Annotated in this window: 23 protein-coding genes; 12 read left to right on the top strand and 11 right to left on the bottom strand. The window is 67.5% G+C overall.

All coding sequences use genetic code 11. The annotated features are described in order from the left end of the window. From cysS to carD, 3 genes are read right to left on the bottom strand one after another with little or no spacing between them, the layout of a single operon-like run. The gene (gene cysS, locus ACJH6H_RS01515) at nt 1-1,440 is read right to left on the bottom strand and encodes a cysteine--tRNA ligase (protein WP_256445373.1); all 1,440 of its coding nucleotides are present in this window, start codon (nt 1,438-1,440) and stop codon (nt 1-3) included. Nucleotides 1,441-1,459: 19 nt separating this feature from the next. Next, nucleotides 1,460-1,933, bottom strand: coding sequence for a 2-C-methyl-D-erythritol 2,4-cyclodiphosphate synthase (gene ispF / locus ACJH6H_RS01510; protein ID WP_020100885.1), 474 nt, complete (start codon nt 1,931-1,933; stop codon nt 1,460-1,462). Nucleotides 1,934-1,953: 20 nt separating this feature from the next. After that, complete coding sequence (carD, locus tag ACJH6H_RS01505; RefSeq protein ID WP_020100886.1) at nt 1,954-2,442, bottom strand: RNA polymerase-binding transcription factor CarD; 489 nt, start codon at nt 2,440-2,442, stop codon at nt 1,954-1,956. A gap of 349 nt (nt 2,443-2,791) precedes the next feature. Here carD and ACJH6H_RS01500 point away from each other — a divergent pair, with 349 nt between their 5' ends. The 4 genes from ACJH6H_RS01500 (at nt 2,792) to disA (ending at nt 6,622) form a co-directional block, all read left to right on the top strand. Continuing rightward, nucleotides 2,792-3,391: a hypothetical protein gene (locus tag ACJH6H_RS01500; protein ID WP_371825686.1), complete on the top strand. Its 600-nt coding sequence runs from the start codon at nt 2,792-2,794 to the stop codon at nt 3,389-3,391. 67 nt (nt 3,392-3,458) lie between these two features. Then, nucleotides 3,459-4,037, top strand: coding sequence for a DUF4241 domain-containing protein (locus ACJH6H_RS01495; RefSeq protein ID WP_212807273.1), 579 nt, complete (start codon nt 3,459-3,461; stop codon nt 4,035-4,037). Nucleotides 4,038-4,072: 35 nt separating this feature from the next. Continuing rightward, nucleotides 4,073-5,467, top strand: coding sequence for a DNA repair protein RadA (radA, locus tag ACJH6H_RS01490; protein ID WP_135356482.1), 1,395 nt, complete (start codon nt 4,073-4,075; stop codon nt 5,465-5,467). A 75-nt stretch (nt 5,468-5,542) separates the two neighbouring features. Then, nucleotides 5,543-6,622 carry a DNA integrity scanning diadenylate cyclase DisA gene (gene disA, locus ACJH6H_RS01485; RefSeq protein ID WP_346415104.1) on the top strand — a complete coding sequence of 360 codons (1,080 nt, stop codon included), beginning with the start codon at nt 5,543-5,545 and terminating at the stop codon, nt 6,620-6,622. Between the two features lie 2 nt (nt 6,623-6,624). Here disA and ACJH6H_RS01480 read toward each other — a convergent pair whose 3' ends face one another. Continuing rightward, complete coding sequence (locus tag ACJH6H_RS01480; RefSeq protein WP_135356528.1) at nt 6,625-7,368, bottom strand: hypothetical protein; 744 nt, start codon at nt 7,366-7,368, stop codon at nt 6,625-6,627. Nucleotides 7,369-7,521: 153 nt separating this feature from the next. Continuing rightward, on the bottom strand, nt 7,522-8,139 hold the full coding sequence (locus tag ACJH6H_RS01475; RefSeq protein WP_135356481.1) for a carbonic anhydrase: 618 nt from the start codon (nt 8,137-8,139) through the stop codon (nt 7,522-7,524). 37 nt (nt 8,140-8,176) lie between these two features. Here ACJH6H_RS01475 and ACJH6H_RS01470 point away from each other — a divergent pair, with 37 nt between their 5' ends. Together ACJH6H_RS01470 and ACJH6H_RS01465 are read left to right on the top strand one after the other, a co-directional pair. Then, nucleotides 8,177-9,064 carry an A/G-specific adenine glycosylase gene (locus ACJH6H_RS01470; RefSeq protein ID WP_135356480.1) on the top strand — a complete coding sequence of 296 codons (888 nt, stop codon included), beginning with the start codon at nt 8,177-8,179 and terminating at the stop codon, nt 9,062-9,064. Between the two features lie 99 nt (nt 9,065-9,163). Next, nucleotides 9,164-9,508 (top strand): hypothetical protein, encoded by a 345-nt coding sequence (locus ACJH6H_RS01465; protein WP_135356479.1) that lies wholly within the window; start codon nt 9,164-9,166, stop codon nt 9,506-9,508. Here ACJH6H_RS01465 and ACJH6H_RS01460 read toward each other — a convergent pair whose 3' ends face one another. Beyond that, nucleotides 9,509-10,480 (bottom strand): GlxA family transcriptional regulator, encoded by a 972-nt coding sequence (locus ACJH6H_RS01460; protein ID WP_135356478.1) that lies wholly within the window; start codon nt 10,478-10,480, stop codon nt 9,509-9,511. It lies immediately after the preceding gene. A gap of 72 nt (nt 10,481-10,552) precedes the next feature. Between ACJH6H_RS01460 and ACJH6H_RS01455 the strand changes: the two genes are divergently transcribed. Next, nucleotides 10,553-10,753 (top strand): hypothetical protein, encoded by a 201-nt coding sequence (locus ACJH6H_RS01455; RefSeq protein ID WP_135356477.1) that lies wholly within the window; start codon nt 10,553-10,555, stop codon nt 10,751-10,753. Here the strand turns inward: ACJH6H_RS01455 and ACJH6H_RS01450 are convergent, their stop codons facing one another. Next, on the bottom strand, nt 10,754-11,512 hold the full coding sequence (locus ACJH6H_RS01450) for an alpha/beta fold hydrolase (RefSeq protein ID WP_135356476.1): 759 nt from the start codon (nt 11,510-11,512) through the stop codon (nt 10,754-10,756). Between the two features lie 42 nt (nt 11,513-11,554). On the opposite strand from ACJH6H_RS01450, the gene mhuD reads away from it, so the two are divergent. Then, nucleotides 11,555-11,872 (top strand): mycobilin-forming heme oxygenase MhuD, encoded by a 318-nt coding sequence (gene mhuD, locus ACJH6H_RS01445; protein ID WP_020100898.1) that lies wholly within the window; start codon nt 11,555-11,557, stop codon nt 11,870-11,872. Continuing rightward, nucleotides 11,835-13,199, top strand: a complete 1,365-nt coding sequence (locus ACJH6H_RS01440) for a serine hydrolase (RefSeq protein ID WP_371824493.1) — start codon at nt 11,835-11,837, stop codon at nt 13,197-13,199. Before mhuD ends, ACJH6H_RS01440 begins: the two co-directional genes overlap by 38 nt. On the opposite strand, the gene ACJH6H_RS01435 is transcribed toward ACJH6H_RS01440, so the two are convergent. From ACJH6H_RS01435 to ACJH6H_RS01420, 4 genes are all read right to left on the bottom strand, one after another. Next, on the bottom strand, nt 13,165-13,761 hold the full coding sequence (locus tag ACJH6H_RS01435; protein WP_167837992.1) for a (2Fe-2S)-binding protein: 597 nt from the start codon (nt 13,759-13,761) through the stop codon (nt 13,165-13,167). The two genes, ACJH6H_RS01440 and ACJH6H_RS01435, sit on opposite strands and share 35 nt — an antisense overlap. A gap of 55 nt (nt 13,762-13,816) precedes the next feature. Continuing rightward, the gene (locus tag ACJH6H_RS01430) at nt 13,817-14,371 is read right to left on the bottom strand and encodes a TetR family transcriptional regulator (RefSeq protein WP_135356475.1); all 555 of its coding nucleotides are present in this window, start codon (nt 14,369-14,371) and stop codon (nt 13,817-13,819) included. A 65-nt stretch (nt 14,372-14,436) separates the two neighbouring features. Continuing rightward, the gene (locus ACJH6H_RS01425; protein WP_346415061.1) at nt 14,437-14,904 is read right to left on the bottom strand and encodes a DUF4334 domain-containing protein; all 468 of its coding nucleotides are present in this window, start codon (nt 14,902-14,904) and stop codon (nt 14,437-14,439) included. Nucleotides 14,905-14,997: 93 nt separating this feature from the next. Further along, nucleotides 14,998-16,416, bottom strand: a complete 1,419-nt coding sequence (locus ACJH6H_RS01420; protein WP_406774104.1) for a short-chain fatty acyl-CoA regulator family protein — start codon at nt 16,414-16,416, stop codon at nt 14,998-15,000. A gap of 119 nt (nt 16,417-16,535) precedes the next feature. Between ACJH6H_RS01420 and prpD the strand changes: the two genes are divergently transcribed. The 3 genes from prpD to ACJH6H_RS01405 are packed head-to-tail and all read left to right on the top strand — an operon-like array spanning nt 16,536 to nt 20,073. Further along, a complete protein-coding gene (gene prpD, locus ACJH6H_RS01415) occupies nt 16,536-18,041 on the top strand; it encodes a 2-methylcitrate dehydratase PrpD (protein WP_212807280.1) in 1,506 nt (501 codons plus the stop codon). Continuing rightward, on the top strand, nt 18,038-18,958 hold the full coding sequence (gene prpB, locus ACJH6H_RS01410) for a methylisocitrate lyase (protein ID WP_212807281.1): 921 nt from the start codon (nt 18,038-18,040) through the stop codon (nt 18,956-18,958). The genes prpD and prpB overlap by 4 nt, the downstream gene beginning before the upstream one ends. After that, nucleotides 18,955-20,073 carry a bifunctional 2-methylcitrate synthase/citrate synthase gene (locus ACJH6H_RS01405; protein ID WP_406774103.1) on the top strand — a complete coding sequence of 373 codons (1,119 nt, stop codon included), beginning with the start codon at nt 18,955-18,957 and terminating at the stop codon, nt 20,071-20,073. Before prpB ends, ACJH6H_RS01405 begins: the two co-directional genes overlap by 4 nt. The last annotated feature ends 4 nt before the right edge of the window (nt 20,074-20,077 follow it).

Below are 20,077 nucleotides of genomic sequence, written 5' to 3'. Positions count from 1 at the left end.
CTACCTCTTCCCCGTCGCTTCGCTCGCCCCAGGAACCCCATCAGTCAGGGCCCACTGCGGGCCGTCAGCGGTATCGGTGACCTCGATGCCGGCCAGCTTCAGCTGGTCGCGGATCGCGTCGGCGGCAGCCCAGTCCCGGTTCTCCCGGGCCTCGGCGCGGCTCTTGAGCGCCCACTGCACCAGAGCGTCGACGGCGTTCAGCGCTGCCGACGTCTCGTCGCGGGTTTCCCAGCGCTCGTCGAGCGGGTCGCAACCGAGGATGCCCATCATGGCCCGGATCGACGTCGCCGCGGCCATCGCGCCGGCGTGGTCACCGGCATCCAGCGCGCGGTTGCCGTCGGCGCGGGCGGCGTGCACCTCGGCCAGGGCCGCCGGCACCGCCAGGTCGTCATCGAGTGCGGCCGCGAACTTCTCGGTCCAGGTACCGACCTCGACGGCACCCACCCGGGTGCGGACCCGGTGCAGGAACTCCTCGATGCCGGTGTAGGCCTTGGCCGCGTCCTGCAGCGAGTTCTCGGAGAACTCGAGCATGGACCGGTAGTGCGCACTGCCCAGGTAGTAACGCAGCTCGGCGGCCCGAACCCGTTGCAGCACAGCCGGAATCGCCAGCACGTTGCCCAACGACTTGCTCATCTTCTCGCCACCCATGGTGACCCAGCCGTTGTGCAGCCAGAACCGCGCGAACTCGTCGCCGCAGGCGTTGGCCTGCGCCGTCTCGTTCTCGTGGTGCGGGAAGATCAGGTCCATACCGCCGGCGTGGATGTCGAACACCGAGCCCAGGTACTCCTGGCACATCGCGACGCACTCGGTGTGCCAGCCGGGGCGGCCCCGGCCCCACGGCGTCGGCCAGGACGGCTCACCGGGCTTGGCGCCCTTCCACAGGGTGAAGTCCCGCGGATCACGCTTGCCGGTCGCCACGCCCTCGCCCTGGTGCACATCGTCGATGCGGTGACCCGAGAGCTTGCCGTAGTCGGGCAGGCTCAGCACGTCGAAATACACGTCGCCGTCGGCCGCGTAGGCGTGCCCGCGCTCGATCAGCTTCTCGATGACCTCGACCATCTGGGTGATGTGCCCGGTGGCCCGGGGCTCGGCCGACGGCGGCAGCACGCCCAGCGCGTCGTAGGCGGCAGTGAAGGCCCGCTCGAAGGTGGCGGCCCACTCCCACCAGGGCCGGCCGGCTTCGGCGGCCTTGTTGAGAATCTTGTCGTCGATGTCGGTGACGTTCCGGATGAACGCAACGTCGTAGCCCTTGGCCGTCAGCCAGCGTCGCAGCACGTCGAAGGCGACGCCGCTGCGGACATGGCCGATGTGGGGCAGGCCCTGCACGGTTGCGCCACACAGGTAGATGGATGCGTGTCCGGGCCGCACCGGGGTGAAGTCCCGCACGGCACCGGTCATGGTGTCGTAGAGCCGCAGGCCCTCGAGACGGTTTTCGGTCACGACGGGCCAGCTTACCGGCCTAATCGAGCGAGACCACCAGCGCCGTCGCAATCGCCGCCAGACCCTCGCCCCGACCGGTGAGCCCGAGACCATCGGTGGTGGTCGCCGAGACGGAGACAGGAGCATCCAGAAGCGCCGACAGCACCTGCTGGGCCTCTTCCCTGCGGGGCGCGATTTTCGGGCGGTTGCCGATCACCTGGACCGCCGCATTGCCGACCCGAAAACCGGCAGCCGTCAGCAGCGTGGCGACATGTTTGAGCATGTCGGTGCCGGTGACGCCGCGCCATTCGGGACGATCGGTGCCGAAGACACTGCCCAGGTCACCGAGGCCGGCAGCACTCAGCAAGGCATCACAGAGTGCATGCGCGGCGACGTCGCCGTCGGAATGCCCGGCACAGCCGTCAGCATCGTCAAAGGACAGGCAGAGCAGCCAACACGGCCGCCCTGCCTCGATGGGATGTACGTCGGTACCGAGACCGATACGGAAGTTCACTGCTCCGTTGGAGATGGCGTTCAGGACGCCGCGGCGAGAACCTCGTCCAGGATGGTGGCGGCCTTCGCGTCATCGGTGTTCTCGGCCAGGGCCAGCTCACCGACAAGGATCTGACGAGCCTTGGCCAGCATGCGCTTCTCGCCGGCGGACAGCCCGCGCTCCTGGTCACGACGCCACAGGTCACGAACGACCTCGGCGACCTTGTTCACATCACCGGAAGCCAGCTTCTCCAGGTTCGCCTTGTAACGACGGGACCAGTTGGTCGGCTCCTCGGTGTGCGGGGCGCGCAGCACCTGGAACACCTTGTCGAGGCCTTCCTGACCCACCACGTCGCGAACACCGACGTATTCAGCGTTTTCTGCGGGTACTCGAACGGTCAGATCGCCCTGCGCAACCTTGAGGACGAGATATTCTTTCTGCTCGCCTTTGATGGTCCGGGTTTCAATCGCCTCGATCAATGCTGCACCGTGGTGTGGGTAAACGACGGTGTCTCCGACCTTGAAAATCATCAGATTCGGGCCCCTTTCACATAGCAATGTTAGCACGGGCGTCAGACACCCGCGGATCAACAATGCAGGTCAGGGGCCATACAGATGCGTGAAAGGGGTTGACAGCGCGGCGTTTACGTGCAGTGGCGGGGGCCACAATCCGGCCGAATTCCCCCGGATTCACGTCCCATTCACCGGTCATTCCCGGCCGGAAAGACGCCCGAACCAGGCAGATGGCGGGCCTCCGCTACCGCCGCCAACCGCCACCTACTACTCTGCATAGTCGAACGCCGGACCAGTCCGGGGACACAGCAGGACATACCCAAGGCCGTCACGCGCATCGCCGCTGGCGCCCAAGCAGGAGGCTTGAGTGAACCGCATGAAATCGCGCACTTCTGCCGTCACGCTGGCCGCCTTCGGGCTGGCCACCGCGGTGACGCTCACCGGCTGCAGCAGCGGCCAGGTCTCACAGAGCGCGAACCAGCTGCCTGCGGTCAACGGCACCGCCACCACCATCGGCAACGAGAAGGCCGGTGTGGATCTGCGCAACGTCTACCTGCGCGCCCCGCAGACCCGCGACTTCGTCAAGCCCGGCACCATGGTCGAGCTGCTGTTCGTCGCGACCAACAAGTCGCCCGACAACCCCGACAAGCTGATCGGCATCACCTCCGACACCGGTGAGGTGCTGGTCAACGGCGGCACCACGGTGCCCGCGGGCGGCGTGCTGCTGGTCGGTACCCCGGACGGCCAGAAGCAGACCCTGCCGCGGTCCGAGGACGCCACGACCTCCATCGCGATGGTGGCGCTCACCAAGCCCATCAGCAACGGCCTGAACTACAACTTCACGTTCAAGTTCCAGAACGCCGGCGAGAAGACCATCGCGGTCCCGATCTCCGCCGGCGAGGCCCCGCGCCGCGAGGCCGGCGACGCCGCTCCGGCACCTGCCGGCGGCGGCGAGGGACATCACTAGCCTCGCTTCGTTCCTCGCAGCCACCACCGGTCGCGCTGCGGGATGCACCGTCGTCGAACTCGGAACGGTGCAGGTCAGTACCGGCGCATTGATCGCGCGGGATCCGTTCGGCCCGAGAAGCGGCGGTTGCATACTCGCCGTCCCGAATGGCTCGTACCGGGTTTGGGCAACGGTGGTCGATGTGAGCGACGACGGCACCCCTGAACCCCGCCAGGCATATTTGAGCGTGGCGATCGGCGACGGCCAACCAGCCCTGCTCGGTTCCGCCGACGAATTACTCGTGCCGCCCGTCCCCAGCTTCGGCGCGTTCACCGGCACCGACCACGGGCTGCTCGCGGTTCACGATGCGGCGGTCGAGGATTCAGTGCTGGCAGATCGCGCCGAGGCCATCGACCGCGGCCTGTGGGCACCGGATATCGGCCCGGGCTACGCCAATGTGTCACTCGACCCGGCCTCCGGTGCCAATGTCGTCGTCAGCGGCTCCGGTTGGGGCGACGGCGGTTTCCCGGTCCTTGCGACGTACGACCGCGACGACAGGCCCGTCGCCGTACACGTGGATTTCGGTGTCATCGGGGACCACCCGGATGATCAACCCGGCTTGATGCGAAAACTGGCCAGGCGACTCGGATTCGGACGCCGAGCCTGACGCAATCTGTCGGTACCAGCGACTAAGTTCGCGGCATGGCCAGAACCGGTTCGAAAGTACGTTCGCAGTTCCGCTGCTCGGAGTGCCAGCACACCACGGCGAAATGGGTGGGCCGCTGCCCGGACTGCGGCACCTGGGGCACGGTCAACGAAGTCGCCGTACTGAGCACGCTGACGCCCGCGACGCATCGCGCCGTCGCGCCGGCGTCGCCCGCAGTACCGATCAGCTCGATCGATCCGGGCACGACCAGGCATTTCCACACCGGGATCAGCGAACTGGACCGCGTGCTGGGCGGTGGTGTCGTACCGGGTTCGGTGACGCTGCTGGCCGGTGATCCCGGCGTCGGCAAGTCGACACTGCTGCTCGAGGTCGCGCACCGCTGGGCCATGTCCGGGCGGCGTGCGCTCTATCTGTCGGGCGAGGAGTCCGCCGGGCAGATCCGGCTGCGCGCCGAGCGCACCGGCTGCACGCACGACGACGTCTACCTGGCCGCCGAATCCGATCTGCAGACCGCGCTCGGCCACATCGAGGCAGTCCAGCCCACCCTCGTGGTGGTGGATTCGGTGCAGACCATGTCCACCGCCGAGGCCGACGGCGTCACCGGCGGCGTGACACAGGTCCGGGCCGTCACCACTGCCCTCACCATGGCGGCCAAGACGACGGGCATCGCGATGGTTCTGGTCGGCCACGTCACGAAGGACGGCGCCATCGCCGGGCCGCGCTCACTGGAGCACCTCGTGGACGTCGTGCTGCACTTCGAGGGCGACCGCGCGTCGGCACTGCGCATGGTCCGCGGCGTCAAGAACCGCTTCGGCGCGGCCGACGAGGTCGGCTGTTTCATGTTGCACGACAACGGAATCGAATGCGTTGCCGACCCGTCTGGGCTGTTCCTCGACCAGCGGCCGGCCCCGGTGTCCGGCACCGCGGTGACCGTCAGCCTCGACGGCAAGCGGCCACTCATCGGCGAGGTGCAGGCGCTGATCGGCTCGCCGTCAGCGGGTTCGCCGCGCCGCGCGGTCAGCGGTATCGACTCGGCCCGCGCGGCCATGATCACCGCGGTGCTCGAGAAGCGGGCGCGGCTTCCCGTCGGCACCAACGACATCTACCTGTCCACGGTGGGCGGCATGCGGCTGACCGATCCGTCGTCCGATCTGGCGGTCGCGCTGGCCATCGCGTCGGCGTACACCGACCTGCCACTGCCGGCCACCGCGATCGCCATCGGCGAGGTGGGCCTGGCGGGTGATCTGCGCCGGGTCACCGGCATGGACCGCCGGCTCGCCGAGGCCGCCCGCCTCGGCTTCACCACGGCCGTGGTGCCCACCGGAATCGAGTCACCGCCGCGCGGGCTTCGGGTGCTGCCGGCCGACAACATCACCGCGGCGTTGCGGGTGTTACGCAAGATCACAGAGAATGTGGACCGGACCGGGTAGAGCCCGGCCGGAAAACCACCGAGGAGTGCACCGATGTCGGTGAAAGCGGGAACCCGGGCCGGGCGCGGCAACGTCGTGCATCTGGCCCGACCGACACTGCGCGAGACGTTGGGCAAGCTGGCGCCCGGCACGCCGCTGCGGGACGGCCTCGAGCGCATCCTGCGCGGCCGTACCGGCGGGCTGATCGTGCTGGGCTACGACGACAGCGTGGAGGCCATCTGCGACGGCGGCTTCCCCCTCGACGTCCGGTTCGCGCCGACCCGGCTGCGGGAGCTGTCGAAGATGGACGGCGCCGTCGTGCTCTCCAGCGACCTCACCCGCATCCTGCGGGCCAACGTGCAGCTCGTGCCCGACCCGTCCATCCCGACCGACGAATCCGGTACCCGGCACCGCTCGGCCGAGCGCGCGGCCATCCAGACCGGCTTCCCGGTGGTGTCCGTCAGCCACTCGATGAGCATCGTCACGGTGTACGTCGCCGGGGAGCGGCACGTCGTTCCGGAATCGGCGACCATCCTGTCGCGCGCGAACCAGACCATCGCCACGCTGGAGCGCTACAAGTTCCGGCTCGACGAGGTCAGCAAGCAGCTGTCGATGGCCGAGATCGAGGACTTCGTGACGCTGCGCGACGTCATGACCGTCGTGCAGCGCATGGAGATGGTCCGCCGGATCAGCCTGGAGATCGACGCCGACGTCGTCGAGCTCGGTACCGACGGCCGCCAGCTCAAGCTGCAGCTCGACGAACTCGTCGGCGACAACGACGCCGCCCGCGAACTGATCGTGCGTGACTACCACGCCAACCCCGACCCGCCGACCGCCGACCAGGTGACGGCGACGCTCGAGGAGCTCGACGCACTGAGCGACAACGAGCTACTCGACTTCACCACGCTGGCAAGGGTTTTCGGTTATCCGTCGACGCCCGAGGCGCAGGATTCGGCGATGAGCTCGCGCGGCTACCGGGCGATGGCCGGCATCCCGCGCCTGCAGTTCGCACACGTCGACCTGTTGGTGCGGTCGTTCGGATCGCTACAGGGCCTGCTCGCCGCGAGCGCCGACGACCTGCAGTCGGTGGAGGGCATCGGGTCCATGTGGGCCCGCCACATCCGTGAGGGTTTGTCGCTGCTCGCCGAGTCGACGATCGCAGACCGGCTGGCCTGAGATCAGTTGGCCGGGCCGGGCAGCGTCGGCTCGCCGGGCGCCGGGGCCGCCGGCGCCGGGGGCGGTGCCTCGCCCGCCGGCGGTGCACCCGCGCCGGGCTGCTGCGCCTCGGACAACACGAACGGCACGGGGGCCGATCGCAGGTTGCCCAGCTGGACGACCAGGTTGTAGGTGCCCGGCCCGATCGCCTGACGCGGCAGCGGGCAGTTGGGCGCCGAGCCCATGCCGGTCCAGGTGACCTCGGTGGTCACCTGCTCGCCGGGCTTGAAGCCGCGGACCAGGGTCTCGTTCGACGGGGCGCAGTCCAGGTTGGACCACAGCCGGTTGTTGTCCAGTGAGTAGACGTAGGCGGCCAGCACCGCGGCACCGACGTCACGCTTGCACTCGACGAGGCCGATGTTGGTGACCACCATCGTGAACTTCGGCTGGTCGCCGATCACGTAGGTCGGCTGGTTGGTGATGCCCTTGGCGGCCAGTGTGCTGTCCGGGCAGTCGTCGCCCGCCTTGAGCACCGGCGGCGGCGTGACCGCGGTGGTCGGGGTGGGCGTCGGGGCCGGAGCCGCGTTCGGCGGCGGCGCGATCGGACTCTTCACCCCGGGTGTTTCGCCCGGAAGCGGCGTCGCGGACGTCGACGTCTTCGCGGTGGGCTGAGCATCCTTGGAATCGCCCGTGCTGTTGCTGAAGACGACGACCCCGATGATCACAACCAGGAGCAGGACGACTGCGGCGACACCGATCGCCAGCATCCGACGACGGAAATAGATCTGGGATGGCAGCGGGCCATGCGGTTCTAGATCCGGCACATTGTCACGGTAAGGGCACAAAACGCGGTGGGCTCTGACCTGGTCCGGCGTGTCGTCTGTGAACTGGGGTGGTATTCGCCACCCCAGTTCCGCCGACTATTCGCCGATATCGCCGACGTGGTCGCGCTTGGTGATCCGACCCTCGGCCAAGTGATAGGTGGCGCCGACGATGGCGACCTTGCCCGACGCCAGACGCTCGGCGATGATGTTCGACCGCCCGCTCAGCAGGCGCACCGTCTCGTTGACGTGCTTGGCCTCGAGCTCGTCGACCTCGGAGAGTCCTTCGCGGCGGCCGACGAGGATCGACGGCGTCACGCGCTCGACGATGTCCCGCACAAACCCGCCCGGCACCGCGCCGTCGTCGAGAGCCGTGATGGTGGCCTTGACCGCACCGCAGCTGTCGTGGCCGAGCACGACGATCAGCGGCACTTCCAGAACGGCCACGGCGTACTCGATCGAGCCGATCACCGCGGAGTCGAGGACGTGACCGGCGGTACGCACGACGAACATGTCGCCGAGACCCTGGTCGAAGATGATCTCGGCGGCGACGCGGCTGTCCGCGCAACCGAAGAGGACGGCCGTCGGCTTCTGCCCGCCGGCCAGTTCGGCACGGCGCTCGATGCTCTGGCTGGGGTGCAGCGACTCACCGGCAACGAATCGCTCGTTACCCTCTCTCAGTGCTTTCCACGCGCTTATCGGGTTCGAGTTGGGCATGCCGCCCATTGTGCCCTGCACGCATAGCGGACGCGCAATGAGTTCAGGGCAAATTCTCATACCCGCCGACGAGCTCCTGGGTTGGTACCGCACGGCGCAGCGCGACTTGCCGTGGCGGGCCCCGGATGTCACCGCATGGCAAATTCTGGTCAGCGAGTTCATGCTGCAGCAGACCCCGGTGTCGCGGGTCGAACCGATCTGGCGGGACTGGATCGCCCGCTGGCCCACGCCGTCCGCGACCGCGGCGGCCGGGGCCGCTGACGTGCTGCGCGCGTGGGGCAAGCTGGGCTATCCGCGGCGCGCCAAGCGGTTGCACGAATGCGCCGAGGTCATCGCCACCGAACACGGCGACGAGGTACCCCGCGACGTCGAGACGCTGCTGACACTGCCGGGCGTCGGCGCCTACACCGCGCGGGCCGTCGCCTGCTTCGCGTATCAGCAGGACGTCCCCGTGGTCGACACCAACGTGCGCCGCGTGGTGGCACGCGCGGTTCGCGGTGTGGCCGACACGCCCGCACGCTCGCGTGACCTCGACGACGTCGCCGCGCTCCTGCCCGAAGATGGCACGGCACATGTGTTTTCGGCCGCGTTGATGGAACTGGGCGCCATCGTCTGCACCGCCCGCACACCGAAATGCGGCGTCTGCCCGTTGACCGTCTGCGCGTGGCGCAGCGCCGGCCATCCGGAGCTGGACGCGCCGACGCGTCCCGTGCAGAAATACGCCGGGACCGATCGCCAGGTCCGGGGTCGGCTGCTGGATGTGTTGCGCGGCAGCGCAACTCCGGTGACGCGGGCGCAGTTGGATGTGGCGTGGCTCACCGATACCGCGCAGCGCGACCGAGCCCTGGACTCACTGCTGGTCGACGGCCTGGTCGAGCAGACCGCCGATGACCGGTACGCACTCGCGGGTGAGGGCGAGCGCTAAAAACCCCGTTTCAATGAGAACGGCATGAAACCGCCTGCTTTCCAATGAGAACGGCATGAGTCAGTACCACATGCGGTGATGCTCCGATAGAACGGAAGCATGACCGCATACCGAATTTCAGGTGAACAGAAAGCAAACAACAATCGACGCGGCCTCGTCATCGTCGGAGCCGCCGCAGCCGCAATCGCTGCCGCGGCACTCGCCCCGGCCACGGCCTCCGCGCTGCCGACCGGCGGCGGCTCGGCCGTCGACACCATCAACGAGCTGCAGTCCCGCGGCTATCACGTCCAGGTCAACACCAGCACTTCCGGCCCGCTGTCGGCGTGCTCGGTGACCGATGTGCACGGGCTGACCGGCTCCAACATCGACGGCCGGGGCCAGCGCATCAACTCCGGTCAGTTCGACACCGTGTACGTCAACGTGCAGTGCCGGCCGCAGGGCTAGTCAACGCGCTTGCGGCGCAACCAGATTGGGACAGGCGAAGCGCCGCCGGTAGTCGGACGGGTTGACGCCGACGACGCGCCGGAAATGGTGCCGCAGCAAGGTTGCGGTACCGAATCCGGCCTTGTCCGCCACCCGGTCGACATCGAGATCCGTCTCCTCCAGTAGCCGACGGGCGTACAGCACGCGCTGATCGGTGACCCATTGCATGGGCGTCCGGCCGGTCTCCTCGACGAACCGCCGCGCGAACGTGCGCCCCGACATGCTCGCCCGTTTGGCCAGGCTCGCCACCGTGTGCGGCTGCCGCAGGTTGGTCAGAATCCAATCCAGATGCGGCGCAAAGCCTTCCGAGCACCGGACCGGGATCGGCTGCTCGATGAACTGCCGCTGTCCGCCGTCGCGCTGCGGTGGCACCACCATGCGGCGCGCGATCTTGTTGGTGATCTCGCTACCCATCTCGCGGCGCACCAGATGTAGGCAGGCATCGATGCCGGCAGCGGTTCCCGCGCTGGTGATCAGATTTCCGTCGTCGACGAACAGCACGTCACGGTCGACGCGGGCGGTGGGAAACATGCGAGCCAGCTTGTCCGCATGCATCCAGTGCGTGGTGCACGCCCGGCCGTCGAGCAGCCCCGCGGCGCCGGCGACGAACACCCCTGAGCAGATGGTCAGGATCATCGAACCGGAGTCCGCGGCATTGCGGATGGCATCCAGCGCCGCCTGCGGATAGACCGGACCTGCCACGGCCGGAATGGCGACCAGGTCGGCCCCCAGCAGCTGGTCGATGCCGTGGTCGGGGGTCAAAGAGGCGCCGACCGACGTCCGTACGGGCTGCCCGGCCACCGGCCCGCAGACCTTGAAATCGAAGTTCGGCACACCGTCGGCTGACCGGTCGATGCCGAAGACCTCGCACACCACGCCGAATTCGAACGGCGCCACTCCGTCCATCACCAGGACCGAGACACTGTTGATCATGGCAGTATTTTATCGATTGCCGTCCGAACTGCCACTGTTTATTCGGTTGCCCCGGATTCGAGAATTATCGGCATGAACACCATCCTGACTCTCGTCGCGATGGTCGCGATCATGGTCGCCCCCTTCGCACTCGGCGCCCTGTTGAGCGCCATCACCCGAAATCCCGGTGCGCGCAACGGTTTCGGCAACGTCAACTGGACCGACGTGGGAGACTCCCGCGACCTTGACCGCGTCGCGCACGACCTCGCCGCGGCACGTTCCCGGTTCGAATGATCAGACGGACGCGAGAAAATCCTCGACCGCGCGGCGGTAGACCTCGGGTGCGTCGTCGTGCACGAGGTGGCCGGCGCCGGGAACTTCCACATACGTTGTCCGGTGCCCGATCTCGGCCATCTTGCGCATCTGCCCCGGCGGCGCGACCCCGTTGCCGGCCTCGATGAGGAGTGTCGGCGCCCGTACTGCCGTCCACTGCTGCCAGTAATCCCGGGTGCCCCACTCGGCGGCGATCGCCACCCAGTGCGCCGCCTCGCCATGCAGCCGCCAACCGGTCTCGGTGCGATCGAAAGCGTCCAGGAAGTACTGGCCGGCGACCGGGCCGAACAGATCCAAAACCTGTTGCGCCGAATCGAATTCGACCGGAATCGAATGTGTCCAGGGATCCCAGGCACCGATGGTGAAGCCGACGAAATCCGCTGCCATGTCCTCGACCACCAGCGCGGTGACCAGTTCCGGATGCTCGGCGGCCACACACCAGCTGTGCAGCCCACCCATCGAGTGCCCGATCAACCGCGCCGGGCGCCCCAGCGAACCGACCGCGTCGGCCAGGTCAGCGACGAACCGTTCGGTGCTGATCGGCTCGGAATCGTGGACGCCACGCCCGCGGTGCCACGGGGCGTCGTACGTGTAGACCTCGCCCAATTCCGTCAACCACGGCAACTGCCGGTCCCACGTCGTCCCGCGGCCCATCAATCCGTGCACCAGCACAATCGGCTCGCCGGTGCCGCCCCGGGCGGTGAGCAGGTCGGTCGTCATGGCCCCATCCTGCCTGTCGACTAGCGCGGTAACCTGAACCACATGCCTGTGGTGAAGATCAATGCGATCGAAGTTCCGCCCAACGCCGGCCCGGAATTGGAGAAGCGGTTCGCGAACCGTGCTCACGCAGTGGACGGCCAGCCCGGCTTCCTCGGGTTCCAGCTGCTCCGCCCGGTCAAGGGCGAGAACCGCTACTTCGTGGTGACACAGTGGGAGTCCGACGAGGCGTTCCAGGCCTGGGCCACGGGCCCGGCCGTCGAGGCCCACGCCGGGCAGCGGGCGAATCCCGTCGCCACCGGAGCATCACTTCTCGAATTCGAGGTTGTGTTGGACGTTGCTGGTTCCGGCCAGCAGGCATAAGACCCGGGCTGCGCTCGCCACGGCCGGCGCAGTCATCGTCGTCTTAGGCGGCTGTAGCAGCACGCCCGCAGCCGTCGCGCCGCCATCGAGCGCTGCCTACGGCGCGCTGATCGACATGAGCACCCCGCAGGGCATGCGGTCCAGGCAGACGATGGACATGCTCAACTCGGACTGGTCCATCGAGCCGGCCGGGGTGAAGACGCTCGCCGCACCCGACCAGGTCGACGACATCACCTACCGGATGAAGTGGATCTGGTGGGACCGCCCGTTCAAGCTCACCGGCATCGACATCGGCGCCGGACAGTCGACACTGCACGTCACCAACTCCTACGGCGTGAACCAGGACATCCAGCTGCACGTCGACGGCAAGGGCACCGTCGACCGCATGGAGGTCTCGCTGCGTCCGCCGACCGTCAAGTCCTGGGCCGACGTCGACGCGGCGATCGCGAAGTCCGGCGCGCACTACTCGTATCAGGTCGCCAAGGTCGTCGACGGCAAGTGCGTCAAGGTCGCCGGCACCAACGTCGACGAGCCGATGCCGCTGGCGTCGATCATGAAAATCTATGTGCTGCTTGCCGTTGCGCGGGCCGTGTCGGCCGGCACCCTCAGCTGGGACGACAAGGTCACCGTCACCGCCGAAGGCAAGAAGCTCGGTTCGGCCGGCATGGACAACCTGGCGCCGGGTACCCAGGTGACGGTGCACGAGGCGGCCCAGCAGATGATCTCGGTCAGCGACAACATGGCCACCGACATGCTGATCAACAAGGTCGGCCCGGCCGCGGTCGACGAGGCACTCGTGGTCGCCGGGCACCACGACCCGGCGAGTCTGACGCCGTACCCGACCATGCACGAGCTGTTCTCGATCGGTTGGGGCAAGCCCGATGTGCGTGACCAGTGGAAGAACGGCGACAAGGCGCAGCGCACGGCGCTGTTGCAGCAGGTGAGTTCACGGCCGTACGAGCCCGACCCGTACCGCACCCGGACGCCGGCATCCAGCATCGGGGCCGAGTGGTACGGCAGCGCCGCCGACATCTGCCGCGAGCACGTCGCGGTGCAGGCCGCCGCTGTCGGGCCGGCCGCGCCGGTCCGGGACATCATGTCGAAGGTCGCCGGCATCGACCTGGACCGCGCCAAGTGGCCGTACCTCGGCTCCAAGGGCGGCAATCTGCCGGGCGACCTCGGTTTCAGCTGGTACGCCGTCGACCACACCGGCCAGCCGTGGGTGGTGAACTTCCAGCTGACCTGGCCGACGTTCAAAGGTCAGACGGCGGCGCAGTGGCTGCTGAGCATCATCAAGCAGGCGTTCGATCTGATCCCGGTGCGGTGAGCACGCAGTCGCCGCAGCACGCCGCCCTGTCGCCGGCCAGCTGGTAGATCAGGCAACAGCTGTTTCGGCGAAATGCCGGCCCTGAGCGCAGCACTCCCCCGTCGACTCGGGGGTCCGCGAGCACCGCGTCGGCCGCTTGTCGTGCCTGCTCGGCCAAGTCGGGCCGGGTCCGGCCGATCTGCTGGGCCGCACTGTTGGCGGCCGACCCGACGTTGCCCCACAACACTTTCGGGCTGACGCCGAATCGCCCGAACGCGTTCGTGAGTACTTCCACTGCGGGCGCGCCCCCGGCCGGCCGCGCGGAGACCGCCAGTGGATAGGGACCGCCCAGCTGGTCCTGCCAGGCCAGGTCGGCCAATGACCACGACACCGGCTCCCCGAGAGCGGCGGTGCCGATCATCGGCGCGATCAGCCGCGCCACCAGCCCCAGGTGCGCGACGGACGCGGCAACGCGAATCTCGGGCTCGCCGTTGCCCATCAGCGCCGACCTGACCTTGTGCACGCGCGCGGTCAGCGCGTCGGGATCGTCGACGAGCTCGGCCATCGGCCGCCACGGCGGCATCGGCGAATCCTGTTGCCGCACAATGGCGAAGAACGGGCCGAACCCGGCCAGGTCGTCAGTCACCGGCGGGCTGTTGAACCAGCCGGCGCGCGGCCTCGGCGACGGCGGCGCGCCGGACGGCGGCGGTTTCCGGCGACAGCGGCTGATCGACGATGCGGTCGATACCGAATCCGCCCGCGGCCAATGCATAGGTCATGTCGTTGAGCAGCACCAGCAGATCCATCGGCCGCCACGACGCGTCGATGATTCCGCTCCGCTGGGCCTCGGCGATCCGGTCCAGCTTGGACTGGAAGATGCGGCGCAGCACGTGGTCACCGAACATCCCGTCGGCGGCCTCCAGCTCGATCCAGCGCTGCAACCGCGCCCCGACCGGGTCCGCGACCATGTAGTCGAAGAGCGCGACAGCGTACGCCGGCACGTCGTCGGGTTTGAAGATCGCGTCGTACGGCGCGTCCTGAATCCACTGCTCGACGACCGCCTCGAACAGGTTCTGCTTGCTCTGGAAGTAGCTGTACAGCCGCTCCTTGCTGGCATTGGCTTCGGCGGCAATGCGATTCAGCCGGGCACCGGCAAATCCGAGGGCGGAGAACTCCGCTTTGGCGGCAGCCATGATGCGCTCGCGTGTCGCATGTCCGGCTGCTCTCATAGCATCCGCCAGGGTAACAGCCAGCTACCTCACTGGTCGCGTTCGAGGAGGAAGTAGAACAGCTTGTCGTCGGTGCGCTGCCGCTTGCCGTTCATGATGCCCATGAGGGTGTCGCTGTCGACCCGCTTGAAGTGGTCGAACACCGGCTGCCCGTCGTAGACCATGGTCCCGGTCACCTCGCCGCGAAACTCGATGTCCCACAACGACGCGCCGCCCCGGCTGAGGTCCCTGTTCGAAAACAGTTGCCCCGCTTCGTCGTAGCAGACGATGGGCTCGACGTCGTTGATCGATTTGAAGATCTTGCCGTACCACCGGACCGCCTGCAGCTGGCCGTTCATCTTGTGACCGGTGTCGAACTCGTCGCCTTTCCAGTTGCCGACCATGTCGACGGCGCGGACCGGCTCCAGCGAGGCCCAGATTTCGTCCAACTCGGCGGGATCGACATGAGCCTGGCCCCGCAGTTCAGTGAAACGAGCGCGGGCGGTATCGACGTCCACAGGGACCTCCCAAGTCAATTGGTTCGGAAACTGACCATAATCCCGAACCAACTGGTTCGGCAAGTCTGAATATTGACGTGCCCAGATATTAATTCAGGTGTGCCCGCCCGAGGACGAGTAGGGCAAATCGGTGCTGCTGTGCCGGTCGACCTGGACGGGACGACCGATGTAGGGAAAGGCCCGCTGCGGACACGCCGGGCGGTCGCAAATCTTGCAGCCCGCACCGATCGGAATCGCGGCCTCGGGGTCGGCCAGGTCGATGCCGGCCGAATAGATCAACTTGTCGGCGTGCGCCAGGTCGCAACCGAGTCCGATGGCGAAACGCTTCCGCGGCCCCCGGAACCGGCTCGGGGCCGACGTCGTCGTGCGTGCGATCCAGAAATACGACCGCCCGTCGGGCATCTGCGCCACCTGGGTGATGAACTCCCCGGGTCTCGCGAAGGCCTGGTGCACCACCCACAGCGGGCAGTTGCCACCCACCCGGGAGAAATGAAAGGCAGTGGCGGACTGACGTTTCGAGATGTTGCCCGCGCTGTCGGTGCGCACGAAGATGAAGGGCACACCCCTGGCTTCGGGGCGCTGCAGCGTCGAGAGCCGATGGCATACGGTCTCGAATCCGACCTCGAACCGGCGGGCCAACTGGTCGATGTCATACCGCAGTTCCTCGGCCGCTGCGAGGAACAGCCGGTACGGCATCAACAGCGCGCCGGCGAAGTAGTTCGCCAACCCGATCTGCGCGACTTCCCTTGCCTCGGCGCTCAGTTGGTCGTCGGCGGCCACCAGCGCCGCGATCAGGTCGGCATACATCAACAGCGCCAGCTGGGTGGCCAGCTGGAATGCGCGCTGCCCCGGGTGGAGCCACCGGGCCACGTAGAGAACGCCGACGTCCTCGCGGTACAAGCGTTTGGCATTGGGCCCCAACACCTCCCCGTCGTCGATGACCACACTGATGCCGAGCTCTGCGGTCAGCAAGTCGGCCAGTTGGGCATCCAAACCGCCGAGCCGCATAGCGAACCGGCCGAACAACGATTCGGCCGCGGCGTCCAGTTCACCGACGTGGTTCTTCCGGTCGTAGAAGAAGTCCCGGACTTCTTCGAACGGCATCGGCTGCGGCAACGGCGCCGACGCGTCGACGGTGGCGCGGGTGTGCATGGCGTCGAGTTCGGTTGTGGCATCGAACAATCGGCGGTTCATGCTGACCAGCATCTGACCGACCGCCGGCATTCTCGCCACCAGTTCCTCGATCTGGCCGGCCGTCGCCGAGGTGTCGGCGAGGATCTCGCGCAGGTCGGAAACCAGCCGCGCGTCCGATTCGGGCGCGAAGTAGTTGGTCGGCAGATCGAAGCGCTCCGCCAAGGTGAGCAGCACCGGTACCGTCACCGGGCGCTGGTCGTTCTCCAGCTGGTTGACGTAGCTCGTCGACAAACCCAGGACGCGCGCCAGCGCGACCTGCGTCAGGCCCTGTTCCTCGCGCAGCCGTCGCAGACGGGCGCCCACGAATGTCTTTGCCACTGCCGCGAGCCTAACCCCCGCGGCTTACACAAAGTTCGCAAACTACAACCACCAAGGACGCAAAATTACGCAAATACAGGGTCTTTCCGGCTCGCGATCAGCTGCGTAGCGTGCGAATCATGCAGACACACGAGGTACGCACCCGACGCAGCGCGGAGGAATTCCCCCGCTCGGAACACCTGGCGTGGAAGATCGCGGAGGTGGCCGCCGATCCGGTCGACGTGACGCCCGAAGTCGAGGCGATGGTCGTCAACCGGATCATCGACAACGCCGCGGTCTCGGCCGCATCGGTGATCCGGCGTCCCGTCACCGTCGCCCGGACCCAGGCACAGGCGCACCGCACGCCGCGCGGTGCCACGGTATTCGGCATCGACGGCACCTACTCGCCCGAGTGGGCCGCCTGGGCCAACGGGGTGGCCGTCCGCGAACTCGACTTCCACGACACCTTCCTGGCCGCCGAGTACTCGCACCCGGGGGACAACATCCCGGCCCTGGTCGCGGTGGCCCAGCAGCTCGACGTCCGCGGCGCCGACCTGATCCGCGGCATCGCCACCGCATACGAGGTGCAGATGGACCTGGTCCGCGGAATCTGCCTGCACGAACACAAGATCGACCACGTCGCGCACCTCGGCCCGTCCGTCGCCGCCGGCCTCGGCACCATGCTCCGGCTGGACCCCGAGACCATCTATGCCGCGGTCGGCCAGGCGCTGCACCTCACCACCGCCACCCGCCAGTCCCGCAAGGGTCTGATCTCCAGCTGGAAGGCCTACGCCCCAGCGCTGGCCGGCAAGGTCGCGATCGAGGCCGTGGACCGTGCCATGCGCGGTGAAGGCTCCCCCGCCCCCATCTGGGAAGGCGAGGACGGCGTCATCGCCTGGCTGTTGTCCGGGCCCGAGCACACCTATCGGGTGCCGCTGCCCGGCCCCGGTGAACCCAAGCTGGCCATCCTGGACAGCTACACCAAGGAACACAGCGCCGAGTACCAGAGCCAGGCCCCCATCGACCTGGCGCGCCGGATGCGTTCGCGGATCGGCGATGTCGACCAGATCGCCACCATCGTGCTGCACACCAGTCACCACACGCACGTCGTGATCGGCACCGGCTCGAACGATCCGCAAAAGTTCGACCCGGATGCAACACGGGAAACCCTGGATCACTCGGTGATGTACATCTTCGCGGTCGCACTGCAGGACGGTGAGTGGCACCACGAACGGTCGTACGCGCCCGAGCGCGCCCGCCGGCCGGACACCATCGAGCTGTGGCACAAGATCTCGACCGTCGAGGACCCGGAGTGGACCCGGCGCTACCACTCGAATGACCCGGCGGAGAAGGCGTTCGGCGCCCGGGCCGTGGTGACGCTCAAGAGCGGCGAGGTGATCGTCGACGAGCTGGCCGTGGCCGACGCGCACCCGCTCGGCGCGCGTCCGTTCGGGCGTGAGCAGTACCGCGACAAGTTCACCACGCTCGCCGAAGGCGTCGTCGCCCCTGCCGAGCAGGACCGGTTCCTGGCCGTGGTCGACGGCCTTGCGGCCATGAAGCCGGGCAGCCTCGGCGCCCTCAACGTGCGCGTCGACCAGGTCGTGCTGGACAAGGCGCCCACGATCCCGTCGGGGATTTTCCGATGAGCGCCGGCCTGCTCGGCTCGCGGGTCTCGGCCGCCGACAAGCGGGTGGCGTTGCGGACGGCACTGAATTCCGGCCGGCTGCAACGCTATCCGGGCGCATTCTCGCCACTGGTGGCGAAGCTGGTGTCAGAGATCGGCTTCGAGGGGGTCTACGTCTCGGGCGCGGTGCTGTCGGCCGACCTGGGCCTGCCCGATATCGGGCTGACCACCTTGACCGAGGTGGCCGCCCGCAGCGCCCAGATCGCCGCGGCCACCGACCTGCCCACCCTGGTGGACGCCGACACCGGCTTCGGCGAGCCGATGAGCGCCGCACGCACCATCACGATCCTGGAGGATGCCGGGCTGGCCGGCTGCCATCTGGAGGACCAGGTGAACCCCAAGCGCTGTGGCCACCTCGACGGTAAGGCAGTCGTGCCGGCCACCGAGATGATCAAGCGACTGCGTGCCGCGGTCGCCGCTCGCCGGGACCCCAACTTCGTCATCTGTGCGCGCACTGATGCCGCCGGAATCGAGGGCATCGCCGCGGCCATCGACCGGGCCAAGGCCTACGCCGATGCCGGCGCCGACCTGATCTTCACCGAAGCACTGTCCACCCCAAGGGAATTCGAGCAGTTCCGGGCAGCGGTCGACACTCCCCTGCTGGCCAACATGACCGAGTTCGGCAAGTCGGAACTCGTGACGGCCCAGCGGTTGTCAGACATCGGCTACAACCTGGTGATCTACCCGGTCACCACGCTGCGTCTGGCGATGCACGCGGTCGAGATGGGCCTGCGCGAAATCCACACCGCCGGAACCCAGGCCGGCCTGCTCGGCCAGATGCAACACCGCAGCCGGCTGTACGAGTTGCTGCGCTATGCCGAATACAACCAATTCGATTCCGACATCTTCAATTTCACCCTCCAGGACGTGAAATCATGACCACTCAACCGCCCCACATCCACAAGGGTCTGGCCGGTGTCGTCGTCGACACCACCGCCATCTCCAAAGTCGTGCCCGAGACCAACAGCCTGACCTACCGGGGCTATCCGGTACAGGATCTGGCGACGCACTGCACGTTCGAGCAGGTGGCCTACCTGCTGTGGCACGGCGAGCTGCCGACCGAACACGAACTCGCGATGTTCTGCCAGCGCGAGCGGGCGTCCCGGCGGATCGACCGGTCGATGTACTCGCTGCTGGCCAAGCTGCCCGAGAGCTGCCACCCGATGGACGTGGTCCGCACCGCGATCAGCTACCTCGGCGCCGAGGATCCGGAAGAGGACGACAGCACGACTCCCGCCAACTACGCCAAGTCACTGCGCATGTTCGCCGTCCTGCCGACGATCGTCGCCGCCGATATCCGCCGACGGCAAGGACTTTCGCCCATCGCACCGCACAGTCAGCTGGGATACGCCGAGAACTTCCTGAACATGTGCTTCGGATCGGTCCCCGAACCGGCGATCGTCGTCGCGTTCTCCCAGTCCATGGTGCTGTATGCCGAGCACAGCTTCAACGCGTCCACGTTCGCCGCCCGGGTGGTGACCTCCACGCAGTCGGACATCTACAGCGCGGTGACCGCCGCCATCGGCGCCCTCAAAGGCTCGCTGCACGGCGGCGCCAACGAGGCCGTCATGCACGACATGCTGGAGATCGGCTCGGCCGCGAACGCCCCGAAGTGGTTGCACGGCAAGTTGTCTCGCAAAGAGAAGGTGATGGGCTTCGGACACCGCGTCTACAAGAACGGTGACTCTCGGGTGCCGACGATGAAGGCTGCGCTCGACCGGGTGGTGGCAGCCCGCGGCGGCCAGCGGTGGCTGGACATCTACACCGTGCTGGAGCGCGAGATGTTCACCGCCACCAGGATCAAGCCGAACCTCGACTTCCCCACCGGGCCGGCCTACTACCTCATGGGTTTCGACATCCCGGTCTTCACACCGCTTTTCGTGATGGCCCGCATCGTGGGCTGGACCGCACACATCATGGAACAAGCGGCGTCGAACGCACTGATCCGTCCCCTGAGTGAATACTCGGGCCAACCACAACGTTCCATTGCCTGAGCGC

It is taken from the genome of Mycobacterium sp. SMC-21 (assembly GCF_045310825.1).
Taxonomy (GTDB): domain Bacteria; phylum Actinomycetota; class Actinomycetes; order Mycobacteriales; family Mycobacteriaceae; genus Mycobacterium.
The sequence above is the reverse complement of the archived record's forward strand: the minus strand, read 5'-3'. Positions and strand labels throughout refer to the sequence as shown.